This is a genomic window from Methanothrix soehngenii GP6 (genome assembly GCF_000204415.1).
Lineage (GTDB): Archaea > Halobacteriota > Methanosarcinia > Methanotrichales > Methanotrichaceae > Methanothrix > Methanothrix soehngenii.
The window spans coordinates 2,665,724-2,684,544 of record NC_015416.1 but is presented as its reverse complement, the minus strand read 5'-3'; the positions used below and the strand labels follow the sequence as shown (position 1 = coordinate 2,684,544).

20 protein-coding genes are annotated in these 18,821 nt (G+C 55.1%); 17 read left to right on the top strand and 3 right to left on the bottom strand.

Annotated elements, in window-relative coordinates; genetic code table 11:
* Positions 1 to 71: 71 nt before the first annotated feature.
* The 15 genes from MCON_RS13495 (at position 72) to truD (ending at position 13,090) form a co-directional block, all read left to right on the top strand.
* Complete coding sequence (locus tag MCON_RS13495) at positions 72 to 1,352, top strand: translation initiation factor IF-2 subunit gamma (RefSeq protein WP_276621075.1); 1,281 nt, start codon at positions 72 to 74, stop codon at positions 1,350 to 1,352.
* Positions 1,353 to 1,361: 9 nt separating this feature from the next.
* Positions 1,362 to 1,769, top strand: coding sequence for a type II toxin-antitoxin system VapC family toxin (locus tag MCON_RS13490; RefSeq protein ID WP_013720498.1), 408 nt, complete (start codon positions 1,362 to 1,364; stop codon positions 1,767 to 1,769).
* Positions 1,769 to 2,353 carry a DNA-directed RNA polymerase gene (locus tag MCON_RS13485; RefSeq protein WP_013720497.1) on the top strand — a complete coding sequence of 195 codons (585 nt, stop codon included), beginning with the start codon at positions 1,769 to 1,771 and terminating at the stop codon, positions 2,351 to 2,353. The genes MCON_RS13490 and MCON_RS13485 overlap by 1 nt, the downstream gene beginning before the upstream one ends.
* Complete coding sequence (gene spt4 / locus MCON_RS13480; RefSeq protein WP_013720496.1) at positions 2,350 to 2,535, top strand: transcription elongation factor subunit Spt4; 186 nt, start codon at positions 2,350 to 2,352, stop codon at positions 2,533 to 2,535. The genes MCON_RS13485 and spt4 overlap by 4 nt, the downstream gene beginning before the upstream one ends.
* Positions 2,536 to 2,572: 37 nt before the next feature.
* Complete coding sequence (locus MCON_RS13475; RefSeq protein WP_013720495.1) at positions 2,573 to 3,067, top strand: GTP-dependent dephospho-CoA kinase family protein; 495 nt, start codon at positions 2,573 to 2,575, stop codon at positions 3,065 to 3,067.
* Between the two features lie 2 nt (positions 3,068 to 3,069).
* Positions 3,070 to 3,378, top strand: a complete 309-nt coding sequence (locus MCON_RS13470; protein ID WP_013720494.1) for a 30S ribosomal protein S24e — start codon at positions 3,070 to 3,072, stop codon at positions 3,376 to 3,378.
* The gene (locus MCON_RS13465; protein ID WP_013720493.1) at positions 3,379 to 3,561 is read left to right on the top strand and encodes a 30S ribosomal protein S27ae; all 183 of its coding nucleotides are present in this window, start codon (positions 3,379 to 3,381) and stop codon (positions 3,559 to 3,561) included.
* A 297-nt stretch (positions 3,562 to 3,858) separates the two neighbouring features.
* A complete protein-coding gene (locus MCON_RS13460) occupies positions 3,859 to 4,710 on the top strand; it encodes a slipin family protein (RefSeq protein ID WP_013720492.1) in 852 nt (283 codons plus the stop codon).
* Between the two features lie 76 nt (positions 4,711 to 4,786).
* Complete coding sequence (locus MCON_RS13455; RefSeq protein WP_232844293.1) at positions 4,787 to 6,088, top strand: NfeD family protein; 1,302 nt, start codon at positions 4,787 to 4,789, stop codon at positions 6,086 to 6,088.
* Between the two features lie 62 nt (positions 6,089 to 6,150).
* A complete protein-coding gene (locus tag MCON_RS13450) occupies positions 6,151 to 8,235 on the top strand; it encodes a minichromosome maintenance protein MCM (RefSeq protein ID WP_013720490.1) in 2,085 nt (694 codons plus the stop codon).
* Positions 8,236 to 8,245: 10 nt separating this feature from the next.
* The gene (locus tag MCON_RS13445) at positions 8,246 to 8,611 is read left to right on the top strand and encodes a DUF424 domain-containing protein (RefSeq protein ID WP_013720489.1); all 366 of its coding nucleotides are present in this window, start codon (positions 8,246 to 8,248) and stop codon (positions 8,609 to 8,611) included.
* A complete protein-coding gene (locus MCON_RS13440; protein ID WP_013720488.1) occupies positions 8,611 to 9,648 on the top strand; it encodes a 60S ribosomal export protein NMD3 in 1,038 nt (345 codons plus the stop codon). Before MCON_RS13445 ends, MCON_RS13440 begins: the two co-directional genes overlap by 1 nt.
* A gap of 424 nt (positions 9,649 to 10,072) precedes the next feature.
* Positions 10,073 to 11,395, top strand: a complete 1,323-nt coding sequence (gene dnaG, locus MCON_RS13435) for a DNA primase DnaG (protein ID WP_013720487.1) — start codon at positions 10,073 to 10,075, stop codon at positions 11,393 to 11,395.
* A gap of 57 nt (positions 11,396 to 11,452) precedes the next feature.
* Complete coding sequence (gene pth2 / locus MCON_RS13430; RefSeq protein WP_013720486.1) at positions 11,453 to 11,806, top strand: peptidyl-tRNA hydrolase Pth2; 354 nt, start codon at positions 11,453 to 11,455, stop codon at positions 11,804 to 11,806.
* A gap of 6 nt (positions 11,807 to 11,812) precedes the next feature.
* On the top strand, positions 11,813 to 13,090 hold the full coding sequence (gene truD / locus MCON_RS13425) for a tRNA pseudouridine(13) synthase TruD (protein WP_013720485.1): 1,278 nt from the start codon (positions 11,813 to 11,815) through the stop codon (positions 13,088 to 13,090).
* Between the two features lie 58 nt (positions 13,091 to 13,148).
* Here the strand turns inward: truD and MCON_RS13420 are convergent, their stop codons facing one another.
* Both MCON_RS13420 and MCON_RS13415 read right to left on the bottom strand, forming a co-directional pair.
* Positions 13,149 to 13,478, bottom strand: coding sequence for a type II toxin-antitoxin system PemK/MazF family toxin (locus tag MCON_RS13420; protein WP_013720484.1), 330 nt, complete (start codon positions 13,476 to 13,478; stop codon positions 13,149 to 13,151).
* Complete coding sequence (locus MCON_RS13415; protein WP_013720483.1) at positions 13,475 to 13,663, bottom strand: hypothetical protein; 189 nt, start codon at positions 13,661 to 13,663, stop codon at positions 13,475 to 13,477. Before MCON_RS13415 ends, MCON_RS13420 begins: the two co-directional genes overlap by 4 nt.
* Before the next feature lie 863 nt (positions 13,664 to 14,526).
* On the opposite strand from MCON_RS13415, the gene mmp11 reads away from it, so the two are divergent.
* Both mmp11 and MCON_RS13405 read left to right on the top strand, forming a co-directional pair.
* Positions 14,527 to 15,426, top strand: a complete 900-nt coding sequence (gene mmp11 / locus MCON_RS13410) for a methanogenesis marker protein 11 (RefSeq protein ID WP_013720482.1) — start codon at positions 14,527 to 14,529, stop codon at positions 15,424 to 15,426.
* Positions 15,423 to 16,979, top strand: coding sequence for a thiamine pyrophosphate-dependent enzyme (locus MCON_RS13405; protein ID WP_013720481.1), 1,557 nt, complete (start codon positions 15,423 to 15,425; stop codon positions 16,977 to 16,979). The genes mmp11 and MCON_RS13405 overlap by 4 nt, the downstream gene beginning before the upstream one ends.
* Here the strand turns inward: MCON_RS13405 and MCON_RS13400 are convergent.
* Positions 16,918 to 18,801 carry a hypothetical protein gene (locus tag MCON_RS13400; RefSeq protein ID WP_048132532.1) on the bottom strand — a complete coding sequence of 628 codons (1,884 nt, stop codon included), beginning with the start codon at positions 18,799 to 18,801 and terminating at the stop codon, positions 16,918 to 16,920. The genes MCON_RS13405 and MCON_RS13400 overlap by 62 nt on opposite strands.
* Between the last annotated feature and the right edge of the window lie 20 nt (positions 18,802 to 18,821).

Sequence of the window (18,821 nt, the reverse complement as noted above, 5' to 3'; positions counted from 1 at the left end):
TTATACGGTGATGCCCATCAAGCCCTGATCATTACAATCCTTAAGGAGATCTCAATTTGGCAAAATCCGATATCAAATCTGAGGACAAATCAGATCAAAAAACAGAGGCGAAGACGCCTGCCTCCAAAAAACCGGAGGTTAATATCGGCATGGTTGGACATGTCGATCACGGCAAAACCACTCTTGTCCGAGCGCTATCCGGAAGCTGGACCGATCAGCATAGCGAGGAGGTCAAGAGAGGCATCTCCATCCGTCTGGGCTATGCAGATGCCACCTTCAGAAAGTGCCCCAGCTGCCCAGATCCGGATGCTTTTACAGTAGAAGAAAAGTGCCCCCACTGCGGTGCTGATACAGAGATATTACGTACCGTCTCCTTTGTAGATTCTCCGGGGCATGAGACCCTCATGGCCACCATGCTATGCGGAGCGGCGATCATGGATGGCGCAGTACTGGTCATCTCCGCCAATGAACCCTGCCCTCAGCCGCAGACAAAAGAGCATCTCATGGCCCTGGACATCACAGGCATCGACAGAATTGTGATAGTACAGAACAAGATCGATCTGGTATCCAGGGAAGAGGTGATGGAGCACTACCAGCAGATCAAGGATTTCATAAAGGGCACCGTAGCCGAGAAGGCGCCAATTGTGCCCATCTCCGCTCAGCAGAACCTGAATGTCGATCTGGTCATCAAGGCCATAGAGGAGTACATACCTACCCCCCATAGAGACATCGAGAAGCCTGCTCTGCTCAAGATAGCCCGATCTTTCGATGTCAACCGTCCCGGAGCCTCCCCTGATGCTCTCAAAGGCGGGGTCATTGGCGGCTCCCTAAACCAGGGTGTGCTTCATGCAGGCGATAAGATCGAGATCTGCCCGGGCAGGCTGGTGGATTATGAGGGGCGGAAACAGTGGGTCCCCATTCAGACCAAGGTGGTGACCCTCCTGGCAGGAAGCCAGAGCCAGGAAGAGATCACACCCGGCGGCCTGATCGGCGTGGGCACCCTGCTGGACCCCATAATGACCAAGAGCGATGCTCTGGTGGGCCAGGTGGCAGGTGAACCGGGCAAGCTCCCTCCCGTCAGGAACGCATTCACCATGAACATGCAGCTCCTGGAGAGGGTGGTAGGAGTGACCGATGAGTCCAGCGTCGAGCCCATACATTCCAGCGAGCCCCTGATGCTTAACGTGGGAACTGCCACCACTGTAGGGGTGGTGACCAGCGCCCGGGAGGGGGGCGTGGTCCAGGTTCAGCTAAAGAGGCCGGTCTGTGCCGAGAAAGGCGATCGTGTGGCTGTCAGCAGGCGCATTGGCGCCAGGTGGCGGCTCATTGGCGTCGGCTCCATAATCGACTGAAGATAGAATATGCAGCAAATCGATGCCGATAGCGTAAAGGTGATAATCGACACCAACGCCTTGATGACAGCAGAGCAGTTCGGAGTGGACATCTTCGGCGAGCTATTGCGCCTGGGATACGTTGAGTGGCTTGTGCCGGCCCAGGTGAAGGGAGAACTGCGCTCCTTAGCGGATGGGGCAGATAAAGGGCGGGACAAGACCGCGGCCAGGGTAGCCCTGGGCCTGGCTGAACGATGCACAATCGTTGGCATTGACAACTGCCCTGCTGACCGGGCCATTGAGGAACTGGCAGAGAAAGAGGGGGCAGCAGTCTTTACCAACGACAAAGCCCTGAAGAAAAGATTATTTAGTAAAGGCATCACCGTAATATACCTGCGCCAAGGTCGGTACCTAGAGGCGATGAAGAAGGAGTATTGATGTACAAGAAGATGAAGCTTAAGGGTGTGGCCAGGATAGAGCCGGATCATCTGGGAGATCCCCTCGAAGCGGCAGTGGAAAGGGCACTGCGGGATAAATATGAGGGGGTTGTGGACAAGTCTCTGGGGACCATCGTGGCCGTGCTCGGAGCGGATGATATAGGTGAAGGCCATATCCTGGCGGGAGACGGATCCATTTACTACGAGGTCAACTTCGATACCCTCGTCTTCAAGCCTGAGATGCAGGAGATCATTGAGGGCGAGGTGGTGGAGATTGTGAAGTTTGGCGCATTTCTCTCCCTGGGGCCGTTCGACGGCCTTCTGCACGTCAGCCAGATAACCAATGAGTATATATCTTATGATGAGAAGAACGCGCGCCTGGTCAGCAAAGAGTCCAATAAATCCTTAGGAGAAGGAGATCGGGTTCGAGCCAGAGTAATAGCGGTTAGCCTGAATGAGAAGGAGCCCAGAGAGAGCAAGATCGGACTGACCATGAGGCAGACGGGCCTGGGGAAGCTGGAATGGCTTGATGCTGCAGACGAGACAGAGAAGGAGAATGCGAGCGTCCAGGCAGAGGCAAAATGACTGAACAGGCATGCAGAGAATGTCGCAGAATAGTAGAGGGGCAGGTCTGTCCCATATGCAATTCAGCCTCGCTAAGCAAGGACTGGAGCGGATATGTGGTTATCATCGATCCCAAGGAATCCATCATCGCGGAGAAGCTGGAGATCAAGCTTCCCGGCAAGTACGCTTTGAAGGTGCGATAGATTGCGTACACTTCTTCTGCCGGAAGATTTGCGGCTATTGCTCAAGAGTCCTCTGGGCAAGTTGTGCAAGGGCAACGGGACCGAATGCGTAGAGGCTATGAGAGATGAATTGCAGGGGGCTAAAAAGGTGGCCGCGATCGGTGACATGACCGCATTTTATCTTTTGAAGTCATCAATAGTCCCGGACCTGGCAGTTGTGGACAACAAGACCAAGAGGGCTCAGCTTCCAGATCACATTCTTCAAAGCCTCGAGCACAATAGCTATAAGAGGGTTGAGGTGAAGAATCCGCCCGCCACTCTGACCGAAGAACTAATAGACCAGATCAAGGATTCTCTTGCCGGAAAGGAGCGGGTGAAGATTGTGGTAGAGGGTGAGGAGGATCTAGCGACCCTTCCTGCAATTCTCTATGCCCCACCTGGCTCTGTGGTGATTTATGGGCAGCCCGATGAGGGAAGCGTCCTGGTCAAAGCAACTCCTGAAATGAAGATGTATATTGATGAATTAATGAAGAAAATGATTGTGGAGGAATGAAATTGGAGATAAAGGTTATTGATGAGAAGAACAATCCCTTGCTGAAGCGCAGGGAGATAGTCTTCAAGGTTATTCACGATGAGTCCACGCCATCCAGAAAGAGCGTGGTGGAGAGGCTGGCGGCGACCATGAACTCCAAGGTTGGCTTAGTCTATGTCGACAGCCTTAAGACCGAGTTCGGAAAGCGCGAGACCCAGGGATATGCCAAGATCTATGAGACGGCTGAGAGGGCAGAACAGGTGGAGCGAGCCCATATCATAGAGCGCAACACATTCACCAAGCCTGAGGAAGCCAAGCCGGAGGCAAGCTAAATGGCAGCAAAGAAGGGCAAGACCGGTGAGGTGAAGGGCGTATCCAAATATTACGAGCTTGGCGGAGACACCATCAAATCCAGGAAGTCGGTCTGCCCGAGATGCGGCAATGGCGTCTTCCTGGCGGACCACGGCGACAGACAGAGCTGCGGCAAATGCGGCTATACTGAGTTCAAGAAATAATTTCCGGAATCCAGGTCTCGATTCCGGACCTGATTTCACTCTTTTAAAGATAATTCGGCTCCTCGCTATTATATGTGGGTGAACTTAAATCGCAAAAACTCTATGTCACCGTGCCTTCTGTAGTGAACCGGTATGCTCTGACCCAACCACAGAGACACAGAGGAACAAAAGGCCATATTCTCTGCCGGAACTAAACCACATAATTCGGAAGGAGCCGATAATTCCTCGCTCGTTTACGGGCAATCGTGCCGGGCATCTATTTAAGCCTTGAAGACGAATAACATCCAAGGTGTTCACTTGGATCTATTCAATACTCTTATACCTCTGTTTATCGTATTGGTGATACTGTCTCAGGCGATCAAGATCGTCCGCGAATATGAGAGGGTGGTCATATTCCGTTTAGGCCGTTTCAGCGGAGTGAAGGGGCCGGGCATATTCTTCATCATCCCCATCATTGACCGGGTCATACTCCTCGACCTGAGGGTTTTCACCATCGACGTTGCCAAGCAGGTGGTCATAACCAGGGATAATGTGAGCGTGGAGGTGGATGCAGTCATCTACTACCGGGTGGTCGATCCGGCAAAGGCGGTCATTCAGGTGGAGAACTACCGGGTGGCTACATCCCTCCTCTCTCAGACCACATTGCGCGATGTCTTGGGCCAGATCGAATTGGATGACCTGCTCAGCAAGCGTGACGAACTGAACAAGAAGCTGCAAGAGATCTTGGACAAGCATACCGATCCCTGGGGGATTAAGGTTACCGCAGTCACCTTAAGGGATGTATCTCTGCCTGAATCGATGAGGAGAGCTATAGCCAAGCAGGCGGAGTCCGAGAGGGAGAAGAGGTCACGCATCATCCTGGCAGACGGCGAGTTCCAGGCGTCCAAGACCATGACCGATGCTGCCCGGCTCTATGAAGAGGTGCCCGCTGCCCTTAAGCTCAGGGAGCTGCAGACCCTGGTGGATATCGCCCGGGAGAAGACGCTAATCGTCGTCACTCCCAGCACTGACGCCGGAACGGGATCGGTAGCCGGCCTGACCGCCGCCCTGAACCGCGAGCTATCGGAAAGGGATGCAGACCGGGCGGATGAGGAGAGAAGAGCGGCCACGAAGGATTCCTCTCTGGATTCAATCAGATTAAGGAGATGAATGGCCAAGAAAGGCAGGCCGACCCGAAGAGTCTCGGGCCTGCCTCACCGATCAGGATCAAATGGATGAGTATTGTATGAATAGCAGGGTGCGGGTCATGCTATCCAGGATACTGGAAATTGTTTTGCTCTTAGCCCTCGTCCTCGGCCAGGCACAGGCAGCAGGCACCGTCCTGACGGTGGATATGAAGGGGACCATAACCCCTGCGAGCGACGATATCGTCTTAGCCGCCCTGGAGAGGGCAGAGGCAGAGGATGCCCGGGCTTTGATGCTTCTCCTGGACACGCCGGGTGGAGGTCTGGCCGAGACCACTGAGATCCTGAGGCTCATAGATGAGTCGGATATTCCGGTCATCGGCTATGTCCATCCGGAGGGAGCTGCAGCCTGGTCTGCAGGCACGATCATCCTGATCGGCTCCGATATAGCGGCGATGGCTCCCCATACCATCATCGGTTCGGCTCAGCCGGTACAGTTCTCGCCTACCGGAAGCACCGTGCCGGTAAATGATAGCAAGACCACCAATGCCATAGTGGCGATGATAGAGGAGAAGGCGCGAAAGCATGGCCGGAACACCACCGCTGCCAGGGAGTTTGTCCTCTCCAACCTGAACCTCAATGCCGATGAGGCAATGAAATACCGGGTGGTCGAGCACATCGCCCCCACCCCAGAGGAGCTCCTGGCCCAGATCAATGGCACCAGTATCAAAGACGCCACACTGATCACCAAGGATGCGAAGCTCGAGGCCTTCGAGCCACCGCTGAATCTGCAATTCCTAAAGATGCTCTCCGATCCCACTATTGCCGGGCTTTTAATGCTGATCGGCCTTTATTCCCTCATCTTCGGCATCTCCAGCCCAGGAATGGGAGCGGAGGTCTTCGGCCTGATCGCTCTGGCCATGGGGCTTATCGGTCTCGGATTCAATGTGAACATCGGCGCCATATTTCTCATTCTCCTGGGATTGGGACTGATCCTGGCGGAGCTGCACAGTCATACCTTCGGCATCCTGGCGGTGGCGGGGCTTGTCTGTGTGATAGCGGGCAGCATATTGTTTGTGCCGACCAGCTTTCCGGAATGGTACGTCCCAGGAAGCTACCAGCGGTCAATGGCCCTGGCCCTGATCCTGCCCTCGCTCATATTGGGATTGTTCATGGCCTTTGCCATTTACAAGGTGGCTCAAGCCCGTTTTGCTCCTATGGTGATCGATGTCTTCGAGGGAGAGGAGGCAGTGGCCATAGACCGGCTGGATCCCAAGGGCTATGTTCTCTTTCAGGGAGAATACTGGCTGGCAGAGGCGGAAGGGACGGTGGAGAAGGGAGAGAAGGTGATTATAGTGGCCAGGGGAGGGGGCCAGCTGAAGGTTAGAGCCGGGCCGAAGTAAGCTGCTCTCTCCAGTATTCCCCCAAATGCTTTAGATACCTGGCCAGCGTAACTCGTCTCAGAATGCCCGCAGATCCTGTTGCCAAATGGGAGGAGTTCCTCCGGTCCCGATATTGGGATGATATCTTAAAGCTAGCTGACTCCTATCCGGACGAGCGCAGCCTCAAAATCCAGTTCTCAGACCTGGAAAAGTTCGATCCGGATTTCGCAGAGGAGCTTATGGAGAATCCGGATGAGACCATAGAGGCTGCCCGGACCGCCATCCTGGAGCTGGATCTGCCCATGGACGTCTATTTGGATCGAGCCCATGTGCGAATAGTCGAGCTTCCAAGGAATTTCAAGACCCGCGAGCTTCGCTCTGACCATATAGGCAAGCTCCTGGCCATAGACGGGCTGGTGAGGACGGCCACCGAGGTCAGGCCGAAGATAGTATCCGCCGCATTCCAGTGCCAAAGATGCGGCTTTACCTTCTTTAAAGAGCAGACAGGAAACAAATTCGAGGACCAGAACCTGAAGTGCATGAACCAGGCCTGTGATCGGGGCGGCCCCTTCAAGCTCTTGCTCGCTCAGTCCAAGTTCGTCGATGCCCAGAAGATCAGAGTGCAGGAGTCGCCCGAGGACCTGCGCGGCGGCCAGCAGCCCCAAACCCTGGATGTCGAATTGGAGGACGACCTCGCAGGCCGGATCTTTCCTGGCGATAGGGTGATTGTGAATGGTGTTTTGAAGTCCTATCAGAGGACCAATCCCCAGCAGGGAAAGAGCACCTACTTCGATCTATTCCATAAGGGGGTATCGGTGGAGATGAAAGACCAGGAGTTCGAGGAGATAGATATCTCTGCTGAGGACGAGGAGGCGATCATGGAGATGTCTCGCGATCCCGAGATCTATGAGAAGATCAAGGACTCCATTGCCCCCTCCATATACGGCTATGATGATGTCAAAGAGGCTCTGGGCCTGCAGCTGGTATCGGGGTTCGAGAAGCATCTCCCGGACGGAGCGCGCATCAGAGGAGACATTCACATCCTGCTGGTGGGCGATCCGGGCATCGCAAAATCGCAGCTCTTGAGGTATATGGTAAAGCTCTCCCCCCGGGGGATTTACACCTCGGGAAAGAGCTCTACCTCTGCCGGCCTTACTGCCACTGCGGTCAAGGACGAGCTGGGTGACGGTCGCTGGACCATAGAGGCCGGGGCCCTGGTCCTGGCAGATAAGGGGATCGCCGCTATCGATGAGATGGACAAGATGAACAACGAGGACAAGAGCGCCCTGCATGAGGCCATGGAGCAGCAGACGATAAGCGTCGCCAAAGCCGGGGTGATGGCCACCCTGAAGTCCCGCTGCTCGCTTTTAGCCGCGGCCAATCCGAAGCTGGGGAGGTTCGATAAATACGAGCCCATAGCCCCTCAGATCAACCTCACCCCAGCTCTCATGTCCCGTTTCGATCTGATCTTTGTTCTCACCGATGACCCGGACACCAAGAGGGATTCTGCTATCGCCGAGCATATCCTGAAGAGCAATTACGCCGGAGAGCTCTCTACCCAAAAGCCCTGGAACCCGGAGATATCCCAGGAGGACATCGATAATGCCCTCACTGTGATCGAGCCGGCGATCGATCCCGAGATGCTGAGAAAATATGTGGCCTACGCTCGCAAGAACGTTTTTCCCACCCTTACCGAGGAGGCAAAGGAGTTTTTCCTGAACTATTATGTCGGCCTCAGGACCCAGGGGCAGGACTCGAACAAGCCCGTTCCGGTCACCGCCCGGCAGCTGGAGGCGCTCATAAGATTGGGCGAGGCAAGCGCCAGGCTGCGGCTGAGCCGTGAGGTGACTGGAGTTGATGCCCAGCGTGTGGTCAAAATCCTTGAGGCCTGTCTTCGTAAGGTGGGGGTAGATCCGGAGACGGGCTTTTTGGATGCGGATATCATCGCCTCGGGCACCACCAAGAGCACCCGGGATAGAACAAAATCGGTGATGGACATCATAAAAGAGGTCAGCCGGGAGAACCAGGGCCCTGCGCCAAGAGAGGACGTTCTGAATAGAGCAGAGGAGCTGGGCATAGAAAGGTCTAAAGCGGAGGAGATCATCGACCGGATGAGAAGAGATGGAGACGTCTTCGAGCCCAGGCCAGGGATGCTGAAGCTGCCCTGAGGTTGAAGAGATGGAAATGGAAGATAGCAATATACAGTTCCGCAGGAAAGCGGTGGATGAGAGAGATGAGGAAGAGACTGCCCAGATATGCCTCAAGACCTACAGGCATGGAGCAGAGACTCTGATTGCCGTCTGTGATTGCGATATACTTGGACGTGAGTTTAGAGAAGGTAATTTGCATATCGAGGTTTGTTCCGATTTTTATGGAGATGAAAAGGCCAGCTTGTCCGAGGTTGAGGACGCCCTCCGGGGGGCGACCATGGCCAATCTCGTTGGATGCAAAGTGGTAAAGCATGCCATTCTTTTGGGCTGGGTGGATGAAGATAACGTCCTCTCCATCGATGGAGTCCTCTATGCCCAAATGGTGAGAATGTGATGCAGACCCTATGTCCCAAATGCGGCCAGCCTGCAGAAGACGGGCTCTGTCCGCAGTGTCGCATGAATTCTATAAGGCTTATCCAGTTCCCGGATGTGGTGGAGGTTGTGATCTGCTCTGTATGTGGCTCCCAGCAGATAAAGGGAAAGTGGCAGTTCCCAGACAGCCGCTCCATAGAGGATCTGGCCGCGGGAGCAGCTGCTGATTCTGTTTGGCTTCACCATGAGTTCATTCATCCGAATATCGAGGTTGACCTCCGAAAGGTGGGAGCCACTCGTTATATTGCCGGGATGAGGATCCGGGGAAGCTTCATGGAGCAGATGGTGGAGGAGACCGGCGAGGTCCCCGTGAGGATCAAGCTGGTGGCCTGCGAGCGCTGCAGCCGCATGGCAGGGAAGTACTTCCAGTCCACAGTGCAGCTGCGAGGAAATGGCAGCAGACCCATTTCCTCCCGGGAGATGGAGGAGTGCCGGAGGATGGCTCAGGATATGGCCGATGCAGGCTATCGGGGAGGCGATCAGCTATCCTTCATCCAGGATATGAAAGAGGTCAAGGGCGGACTGGACATAATTTTGGGATCGACCCAACTGGGCAGGCGCATGGCCAGGGCAGTGCAGGAGCGGTTCGGCGGCAAGCTGCTGGAAACATGCAAGCTGGTGGGGAAGAAGGAGAATCGCGATGTTTACCGCTCCACATTGCTGGTCAGGTTTCCCCGACTTAGAAGAGGAGATATCGTATCCCACCGCGGCTCGCTCTGCATGGTCACGGGATTTGATGGCAAGAACACTCTGTCGACCTCCCTGAACGAAGGTCACCGGTCCTGCATGTCCGAGGAGGTCTCTGGCGAGGTACGTGTGCTGGGGAACAGGGCAGATGCCATGAAGGCAGTAGTCATCTCCAAAGATGATGATGTCCTGGAGATCATGGACCCGGAGACATTCCGCTCTGCCCTCGCGTCTCGTCCCCGAGGCCTGGAGGTGGAGCCTGGAGAAGAGGTGGAGGTAGTACGAACAGCGGACGGATTTATAGTATTGTAGGAGCTTTTATATATCTTGAGTCGATCTGCCCCTCTCCTCTTCACTTCCTCTCTACCACAAAGTTCTTAAACTAGATTCGTGCAATTTTACTTGGTAGAAGTACACATTTGAGCTTCAAATCTCATAATAATTAAGCCTCCAGTAAACTTGAGGCGATGAAATGCCAGCAAAGCGAGGAAGAAAATGCTCATGTGTGGGCATTTCTATCAGATGTTCCATGATGATGACAATTGGACGCTGAAGTAGTTGGATAAATTCACATTCACCATCATTCAATGCTCATTGCCTGCCTGAGATTAGGCATGGCCGGAACGGCGACATTTGGTCGCGAAAAATGGCCCCCTTTGGTTATTGGTAGCTTTGGCTGTAAGATGTTGGTGTGACTTTTATTTAACTATTAAAAATTAAAAGGGGTCATATAATCATGCAGAATGTTGATACCACTAAATATGTCATTTATGCGGATATAACTGCAGAGGGGATAGTGGAGCGGCCAGATGTGGTCGGCGCCATCTTTGGTCAGACGGAAGGTCTCCTCGGAAGCGACCTTGACCTGCGAGACCTTCAAAAGACAGGAAGGTTGGGCAGAATCGATGTGCAAATCACATCCAGCGGGGGAAAGTCGAGCGGCACCATTTCAATTCCCTCAAGCTTCGATAAGGTCGAGACTGCCATACTTGCTGCCGCTCTGGAGACCATTGACCGGGTTGGGCCTTGCATTGCCAGAATCGCCATCAATCGCATCGAGGACGTTCGCGCCTCCAAGAGGAGATACGTAATAGAGAGGGCCAAGCGGATCCTGGTGGAGATGTTCGATGAGAACATCCTGGAGACGGAGGAGATCACAGAGGAGATAAAGCAGTCCGTCCGGGTGGAGGAGATAATCCATTTGGGCAAGGACAACCTCCCCGCCGGACCCAATGTCCTCGACTCGGACGCAATTTTAGTGGTTGAGGGCAGGGCGGATGTGCTCAATCTGCTCAAGTACGGCATCAAGAACGCCGTAGCTGTGGGCGGAACCAATGTTCCTCCCACCATTGCCGACCTCTGCGCTAAGAAGGTGGTGACCGCCTTTACCGATGGCGACCGGGGCGGCGAGCTGATAGTAAAAGAGCTACTCCAGGTAGCAGATATCGATTATGTGGCCAGGGCACCGGACGGGAAGAGCGTCGAGGATATGACCCAGAAGGAGATCGTCCGCGCTCTGCGCCAGAAGATCCCGGTGGAGCAGGTGCTCGATCAGTACAAGATAAAGAACCAGCCCCGGAAGAGAAGGGAGATCACCACCAAGAGGAAGAGCCTAATCCGGGAGAGGCCGCTATGCGTGAGAAATGCCGCGGAGAGGGCAGAGGCCATACCCCCCCGCAGAATCGTCCCCAGGGAGGTAGTGCCCAAATCGGCTCCCGTGGTGGAGGAGATAGTGGTCGCCGCCCCGCAGGAGCCTGCTCCCAAGCCCGAGCCGGAACGGGAATGGTTCCGGCAGCATATGGATGAGCTGGACGGGACACTTTGCGCGAGACTCATGGACAAGAATCATAACGTCCTCCGGGAGGTGGCAGTGAGGGACCTGGCCAGAGAGCTGAAGGACTCCAATGGAGATGTCAGCGGTGTGATATTCGATGGCGTAGTAACCCAACGCGTCCTGGATATCGCTGTCGATAAGGGCCTGGAGTATCTGATCGGCGCCAAGATGGGCAATATAGTGAAAAGCCCCTCATGCGTAAGAGTGGTCACTAAAGAGGCATAGCATTTCGCCTCTTTTTATTTTTCAAGAACTTTTTTTATCAGTAACGAGGCGGTTTTCATGGAATTCAAGCAGTGCATTGTTATCAGAGAGGATCTAAAGCTATCGGCGGGAAAGCTGGCGGTGCAGGTGGCTCATGCAGCAGTGATGGCAGTGGAGAGGGCGGAGAAGATGGACCGGTCAGTTGTCTCCGAATGGAAAGCAGAGGGCCAGAAGAAGGTGGTCTTGCGGGTTTCGGGCGTCTCTGACCTCTTCCGCCTGCGTGAGGATGCAGAGAGGGCGGGAATACCCTCGGCCATTGTAGCTGATGCTGGCCTGACTGAGATCCCTCCCGGCACCATAACCGCCCTGGGCCTGGGTCCGGCCCACGGAAAATTGATGGATAAGGTTACTGGCAAGCTCAGGCTGGTCTGAGGGACGATGAAACTGGCAAGCGAGCAAGACAGATTTCTGGGCATGGACTACTACATCACCGACAGTCCTGGCTGTGGAGGTATAATCAGAAGAAATCCCGAGGACTTTTTGGTGGTGGAGGTCTTCGAGGACCTCGGCTATGAAGGGGGAAGGTACCTGGTCATAGAAGTAGAGAAGACTGACTGGGATACCCATCACCTCATCCGGGAGATGTCCAGGCATTTGCGTATCAGCCAGAAGAGGTTCGGCTGGGCAGGGACAAAGGACAAGAGGGCAATAACCAGGCAGAGGATCAGCATCATGAATCTGGATGAATCGGAGCTCGATAGGATCCGCCTCCCCGACATCAAGATAAATGTGCTGGGCAGGACGAACAGGGCAGTAGGTCTGGGCGACCTTTTGGGCAACCGCTTCTCCATCACCATTCGAGAGCTCTCCTGCCCCGATCCGGCCCGTAGCCTCGCCTCCGTCAGCGAGGAGATCAAGAGGCACAAGGGGGTTGCCAACTACTTCGGTGTGCAGAGGTTTGGGGACATAAGGCCGATAACCCATCTGGTGGGTGAAGCCCTGGCCAGGGGAAAGGCCGAAGAGGCTGCCCGCATATTCCTCGCCCTGCCCTATGCTGGAGAGCAGGAGAGGACGAGAGAGGCGAGAGAAAGGCTGTGGGAGAGCGGGGATATTCAGGCCGCCCGCAATGATTTTCCTGGCTACTTGCACCATGAGCTGGCCATGCTCAACTATCTGGCCGAGCATCCTGGTGACTATGCCCATTCCTTTGATGTTCTTTCCGTCAATTTGAAGCGGCTCTTTGTGCATGCCTATCAGTCATACCTCTTCAACCGCATACTCAGCCTCCGACTGGCAAAGTCGATGCCCCTGGATGAGGCTCTTGTTGGGGATGTGGTCTGCTTTTCCAAAGGGGGCATGCCAGATATGGACAAAACCCAGGAGGTGACTGAGGATAACCTGGAGGCGATAGCCAGGCTGGTGAATAGAGGCCGGGCATTTGTCACCCTGCCCCTGATCGGATTTGAGAGCCGTCTGGCAGAGGGCAGACAGGGAGAGATCGAAAGACAGGTCCTGCAGGAAGAGGACATTTTGCCGGAGGGCTTCAAAGTTGTGGAGAATCCAGACCTGGGCTCGCGGGGCACGAGAAGAACAGCTCTCTGCCCGGTCGATCCGAAGATCAGGGTGGAAGGGGATTCAGCCCAGCTGGAATTCATCCTGCCCAAAGGGAGCTATGCCACTGTGGTGCTGAGAGAGTATATGAAAGATGCTAGTTGATGATTAAGCGTGACAAGTTGTTGTCTGAAATCAATAAATGCAAAAGACGTCTTATGAATTAGAGCCTGTAACATAAAGCCAGCTTTGTATTGATCTCATGCCTTAGTGTGCCATCAGCCTCTCCAAAAAGCCCCTCAATGAACCATTTCTTCAAAGTTGCAAGCACACTCAGCTTTATAACGGAATCGCGCTTTAGTCCAGTTGCTTCAAAAAAGGAGTCACTTCTCAAGACCAAAACATCTGTTTTCGTGGGTACGATTGGAACTCTGGAAGATATGTAGGCCAAAACTACCTCATCCTTCTCTTCATGAAGCACCAGAGCTGGCCTGGGCTTGGCATTAGTCATATCAGTGTATGGGAACCGCACGAAAACAATATCGCCCTTCATTTGTATCTTATTTTTACATCTTCGATTGAATAGGTATCAGGTTCATCCTCAATGAGCTTGGCTATTGTGGATGCGGAGAGCTTGGTGAAGGCTTCTCTGATATTCTCCTCCGGTTCTTCTGCACCTTCATCGGCGATGAAAACTTTGCCCCGGGAGTATTTCCTAGGATCTATGCCCTCACACATGAGCTAACCCATGCGAGTCTTTTAATAAATACCTTTTCTGCCAGATATAGCCAGAAGACATAGACATCTTGTACATCCCATCAATTTTAAGACCGATAGAATCGTATAATCTGCTCTCGGACCTGTCGTTTTCTGCTCCACTCATAGCCAGGCTGGGCGGGGATGATGCATTGCGGGAGACAATAGAGGCCATAAAAGACGTGGGGCGATGGTGGCCTCAATGGATGATATCGCCATATTTATTGGCCGAGAGAATATCATTCTTCTTTTTTTAAGGTGCCACACCAGTCAGCCCGCTGGAATTTAGCAATCGTTTTGGCGCACTGGAGGCCATAGTCATGCGGCATATCCACGGGTATAAGCTATGTTACCGCTGATCTCATCTGCTATTAAGCATTTATCAAGCGCCTTTTTTCTGAAGCCCCGCGAGTCGGCCCTTCGGGGCTCCCGCGGTTGTGCTCTTAGCGCACTCCAGGCAGTGCGGGCCCCTCTAACCTCGCGTCCGCGGGGGACAATCTATGCTGCTATGCCCTTTATCCTTGAGCGAATTCGAGACGCATCAAGACATAAAGATGCAAAAACTGACCGCCGACATCAGGATTATCCTGAGGAGCAAGTGCATCAATCCTGCTCAATCTTAAGCTGCCTAGGTATCCGAGCCTGCCCGGCGTTGAGGGCGCCAACCGTGGGAGGGCCAGCAGGCTAGACTCGCGGGCGCTCAGTAAGAATGTGCAAAAACGGATGTTAACTGGTCAAAACCTTTTGTGACAATCTAAAAACCAAAAGAGCAAATGCTTCAACTTCATTGTGCATCAGAGGATTTATGAGAGGAGATCATCAATACAGCTTTCGAGGTTCAAGGCGTGCAACTAGAATTAGAAGATCCTTATGTGGTGGTCTACAAGCAGATCCATGCCGTAGTCGATGATGATGCTAAAAGGGTGGAGCTTTTGGAGAGGTCCTCATGCTATGGCGGATCGGCCTGGGCCAGATATCATTACTCCCGCGGTCCCCTGGTCATAAGCTCATGCAACCAGGGCGAGTGGTTCCGCTATATGCTCAACCCCGGAAACGTTGACCTGGACCTTGTCTCATCCAAGCGGTCCGCAGGTATCGAATCGGTTAAAGTGTCCGGCTCAGAGGTGGAGGTCACTTACGCCGGTTTGGGCGGCGGCGGTGTGGGGGCCACCCTATCCCGTGCCCGGGCTGAGGATGTGCTGAGATACGATGCTACTGAATGCGGCGGGGGTAGGGTAGCCCGGGGGGCCATAGTCCTGCCCAGAAGGGAGAGGATGATCATCGGGGTTGATGACACCGACTCCAAGACCGTGGGAGCCACCTGGTCTTTGATTCATAACATCGCCCAGAAGGTCGACCGGCCTGAGGCCCGCTATATCTCCCACTCCCTGGTGCAGCTATTTCCCGTGCCCACCAAGACCCAGAACTGCGTCTCCACGGTGGTGGAGTTCGCCTGCTTGCCGGGAAGAGGAGAGGGCATGCTGGGTGATTTCCGGGCATTGTTGCAGAAATACACCGTATCCGAGCAGACGGGGATGGCAGTGTTCAGGGATTTCGATCCCTCAGAGCTGCTGGCTTTCGGTCTGAGATGCAAAAAGGAGAGGGTGAGTTATGAGGATGCGGTCAAGGTCGCACAGGAGGCGGGAGTGCAGATCATCATGAAAGGTCAGGGCCTGATCGGTGCTATTGCTGCTCTGCCCTTCAATGCCCGGCCGGACGAGTCCATAATCCCCGGAACGGCATGAAGGGGCTGGACGATCTGAAGGGCCTAAACGGCCTCAAGGCCGTCATGCAAGCAGCAGATGATGCAGGAGCTGCATCTCGAACCTATGTGCCAGGCTACCCCATAACCGACCTGGCTGCTGGCCTGAATGCGGAGATCTCCATTAATGAGAAGGTGGCTCTTGAGATCGCCCTGGGGGCTTCAGCCACTGGATTGCGGTCTATGGTGGTGGTCAAGCAGGTGGGGATGAACGCCCTGGCCGACCCCCTGGTGATATCCGCCACCCATAACATCGGCTCAGGACTGGTGTTGATCGCTGGGGACGACCTCGGTCCCCGTGGCTCCCAGGTGGAGATGGACAGCCGGTTTTACGGGCCGCTGGCAAAGCTCCCCCTGCTCGATCCGCGAGATCCCGAGAATCTGTACGCCTCGATCCTGGAGGCCTATTCCCTTTCAGAAGGGCTCAGAGTGCCGGTCATCGTCCGGGTGACAGCCCCTCTCCTGGCAGAAGAGTGTCCCCAGATCTCCTCCCGGCCCACTTTCGGGACGGGGCAGCGATTTAGAAGGCTGGACATGGATCTTACCATGCGGGGCTTGAATCAGAGGCATCATGAAAAAACCATGGCCCGAGCGGCGGGAGCTGCTTTTTCCTCTTCTCTGAACCGGATGAAAAAATGCGCGGGCGGTGTGGGGATCATCGCAAGCGGACGGCCTGCTGTTCTGGCGGAAGGGCTGGAGGTTTCCGGTCTTTATTTGACCTATGTCAACCCACTGCCCTGGGGGCTCATTCGCCAGTTTCTGGATGATCACCAGACCATCCTGGTGGCTGAGGAGCCCGAGCCATTCATCGAATCCATGCTAGGCGGATTGGAAAAGGTGAAAGGAAAGCTAACCCGCCACCTGCCCTCGGGAGAGCTGAAACGAGAAGATCTCATTCAGGCAGTGGAGGCTCTAAAGGATGATGCGGACATGCCAGGTGGACCGGTAAATGAGTACGAGACCGTGGCCGGGGGGAGAGGGGGAGTCTGCGAGGACTGCCCCTTCGCCTCCCTCTTTTATGCCCTGCGGGATCTGCATGTGCCTGTGGCAGGCGATGCCGGCTGCTCCATTCGCGCCAGCAGGCTTCCCTATCAGTCGGTGGATGTGGTATACGGCCTGGGCTCCTCGATTGGAGTGGCCTCTGGCTTCAGTACCAAGGGGATCGCCCTGGTGGGTGATTACGCCCTGGCCCATTCCGGGCTGCAGGGCCTGATCAATGCCCTCTGGCAGAAGCGGGATCTATTGGCGGTCGTCTTAAAGAACGATGTGGCGGCCATGACCGGAGGCCAGGAGGTGCCGGATCTCACTGCCCTTTTAGAGGGATTGCTGCCCACGCGAGGCTTCGATCTTCCTGCAACGGTCCAGGAGGCGGAACAGATCCTCCAGGAGGAGCTGGCCAGAAATGGGCCCTCAGCCATCGTGGCGCGGGGGATCTGCCCCAGATACGCCTCTGATTTGTCCAATCATCAGCCGATCAGCCCGGACATCCGCAGATCTCCGCGCTCGCGGGCGCCTTCACGCTGCCCAGATCATTGAATCCATAGGGCGAGATCTTGCTGCAGTAGCCCACCCACCAGTCAAAGACCCGGATCCGGACAGGCTGGTTCATGAAGTTCCCCACAAACCAGAAGTAATGCGGCAATCCCTCCGGATTTATGCCCTCCCCGTTGCCGGTGGTGTCCACGATATGATATCCCTCCTCTCCGGGAAGCTTCACCAGGTTATAGGCATGGCCGGGATGGTCTCCCAGCAAGGGCAGATCATATCCCAGGCTGGCGGCAACCATGGCCTCGCTCTTGTTGTAGCCCGCTTTGCGCAGGGCAGTGGTCAGAGCGGCGGCATAATCCACGCACACTCCAGTCTGCAGGATATTGACTGTGGCATGGGCGGGAAAGAGCCCCAGCACAGCACTGTTCTCGCTCATATTCGTGTCTGAGCGCCAGGCGGAAACTCCCCACTCCTCCTGCCGACAGGAGAGGTTAGCTACATTCTGGTTGAACCCCTCCCGGAAGGATACTGTCCCGGCGAGGCTCGGCCAGGAGGTGCGGGTGCATTCCGGATAGCCGGAGCAGCAGGCCTTGAAAAGTGCATAACCCTGCATATAAACCGCGTCCGGCCCGAAGGCGCGAATGATGTAAAGCCCCCTGCATCTCTTATTGTCGCCATCGGCATGGGCGCGCGCCCAGGCGCAGGCCGGGCTGGAGGCGGTACCGTTACAGCAGCGCACAGCGTCCAGCACGATGTAGTCCAGGTCGGGATGGCAGACCTCGATCTCCTGGCAGGATTCAGTTCCATTGGGCCAGATATCCCGGCAGGGGGTGTCCACCGGATAGTATCTGGGCAGAGGAGACACATCGCTGCAGGCCGATGGTGGGGCCACTCCCAACTCTATGGAATCCCGGCTGGCGCAGCCGGATCCGTCGGTGACGGTGAGAGTGACGGAATGCCATCCAGCTGTCATGCCCCTGCGGGAAAAGGACTGATTGCTGTCCAGGATGCCGTCCCGGTCAGACCACCAGAGATACTGACATGGCTCATTCTCGCAGGCTTTAGCTTGAAAGAGTATGCTCTCCTCCTGAGGAAATGTCCGCACATCCTCCGGCGCGATGATCTCCTCTCGAAGGTCTTGGGAGGATCCTGGATCCAGGGATACAGCGGTGCCGGACGCAGAGAGATTCGAGCCGTTGCAGCCACAAGCATTTGAAATTCTCCCACCAGCATCATGAGGAACCTGCATGAGCAGAGCGATGGCCCCGAATGCGACCAGGGAAAAAAAGAGGGCATAGAGAAGCCGGCTGCCAAACCTTGCTCCCCGGCCCCGGCCAGTGGGAAGGAGAGCCAGATAGCCATTCAGCAGAACGATCAGTCCGGCAAGGACGAAGAGCACCCCGGGGATGGCCCAGGCCTTCCAGCCATAAGGGAGGGTGGTTATGGCCAGCTGGGCGACCAGAAAGCCGACCAGGCCGGAAAAGAGGAGCAAGGGTGCGCTGCTCATTCTTTGGGACGAATAATAGACCGCAGCAGCGATAGCAATCAAGAAGATGCCGCCTAGCCACTCCCGAAAGTATGCAAAGATGATAAGGGATGGTAGACCGCCCAGAGCTATTGAGATCTGGAGACATCTTGCCCCCTTCTCCTGCTCCAGATAGATGGCCATTCCCACCATTCCTGCAATAGCGAGATGAATGAACAGAATTCCGCCTGCTCCGGGGGAGATGAGATATCCATACTCTGCCTGGCGGCCAAAGGAGGCAAGGGAGGTCAAGAGAGCCACCAGACCTATGGCCAGAGAAAAAATGCTGGCCAGAACTCCAGGAATGGCCAGTAAAGGGCTGCTGACCCGGGACGTGGATTGCATCAGCAACCTGATAAAGCCGT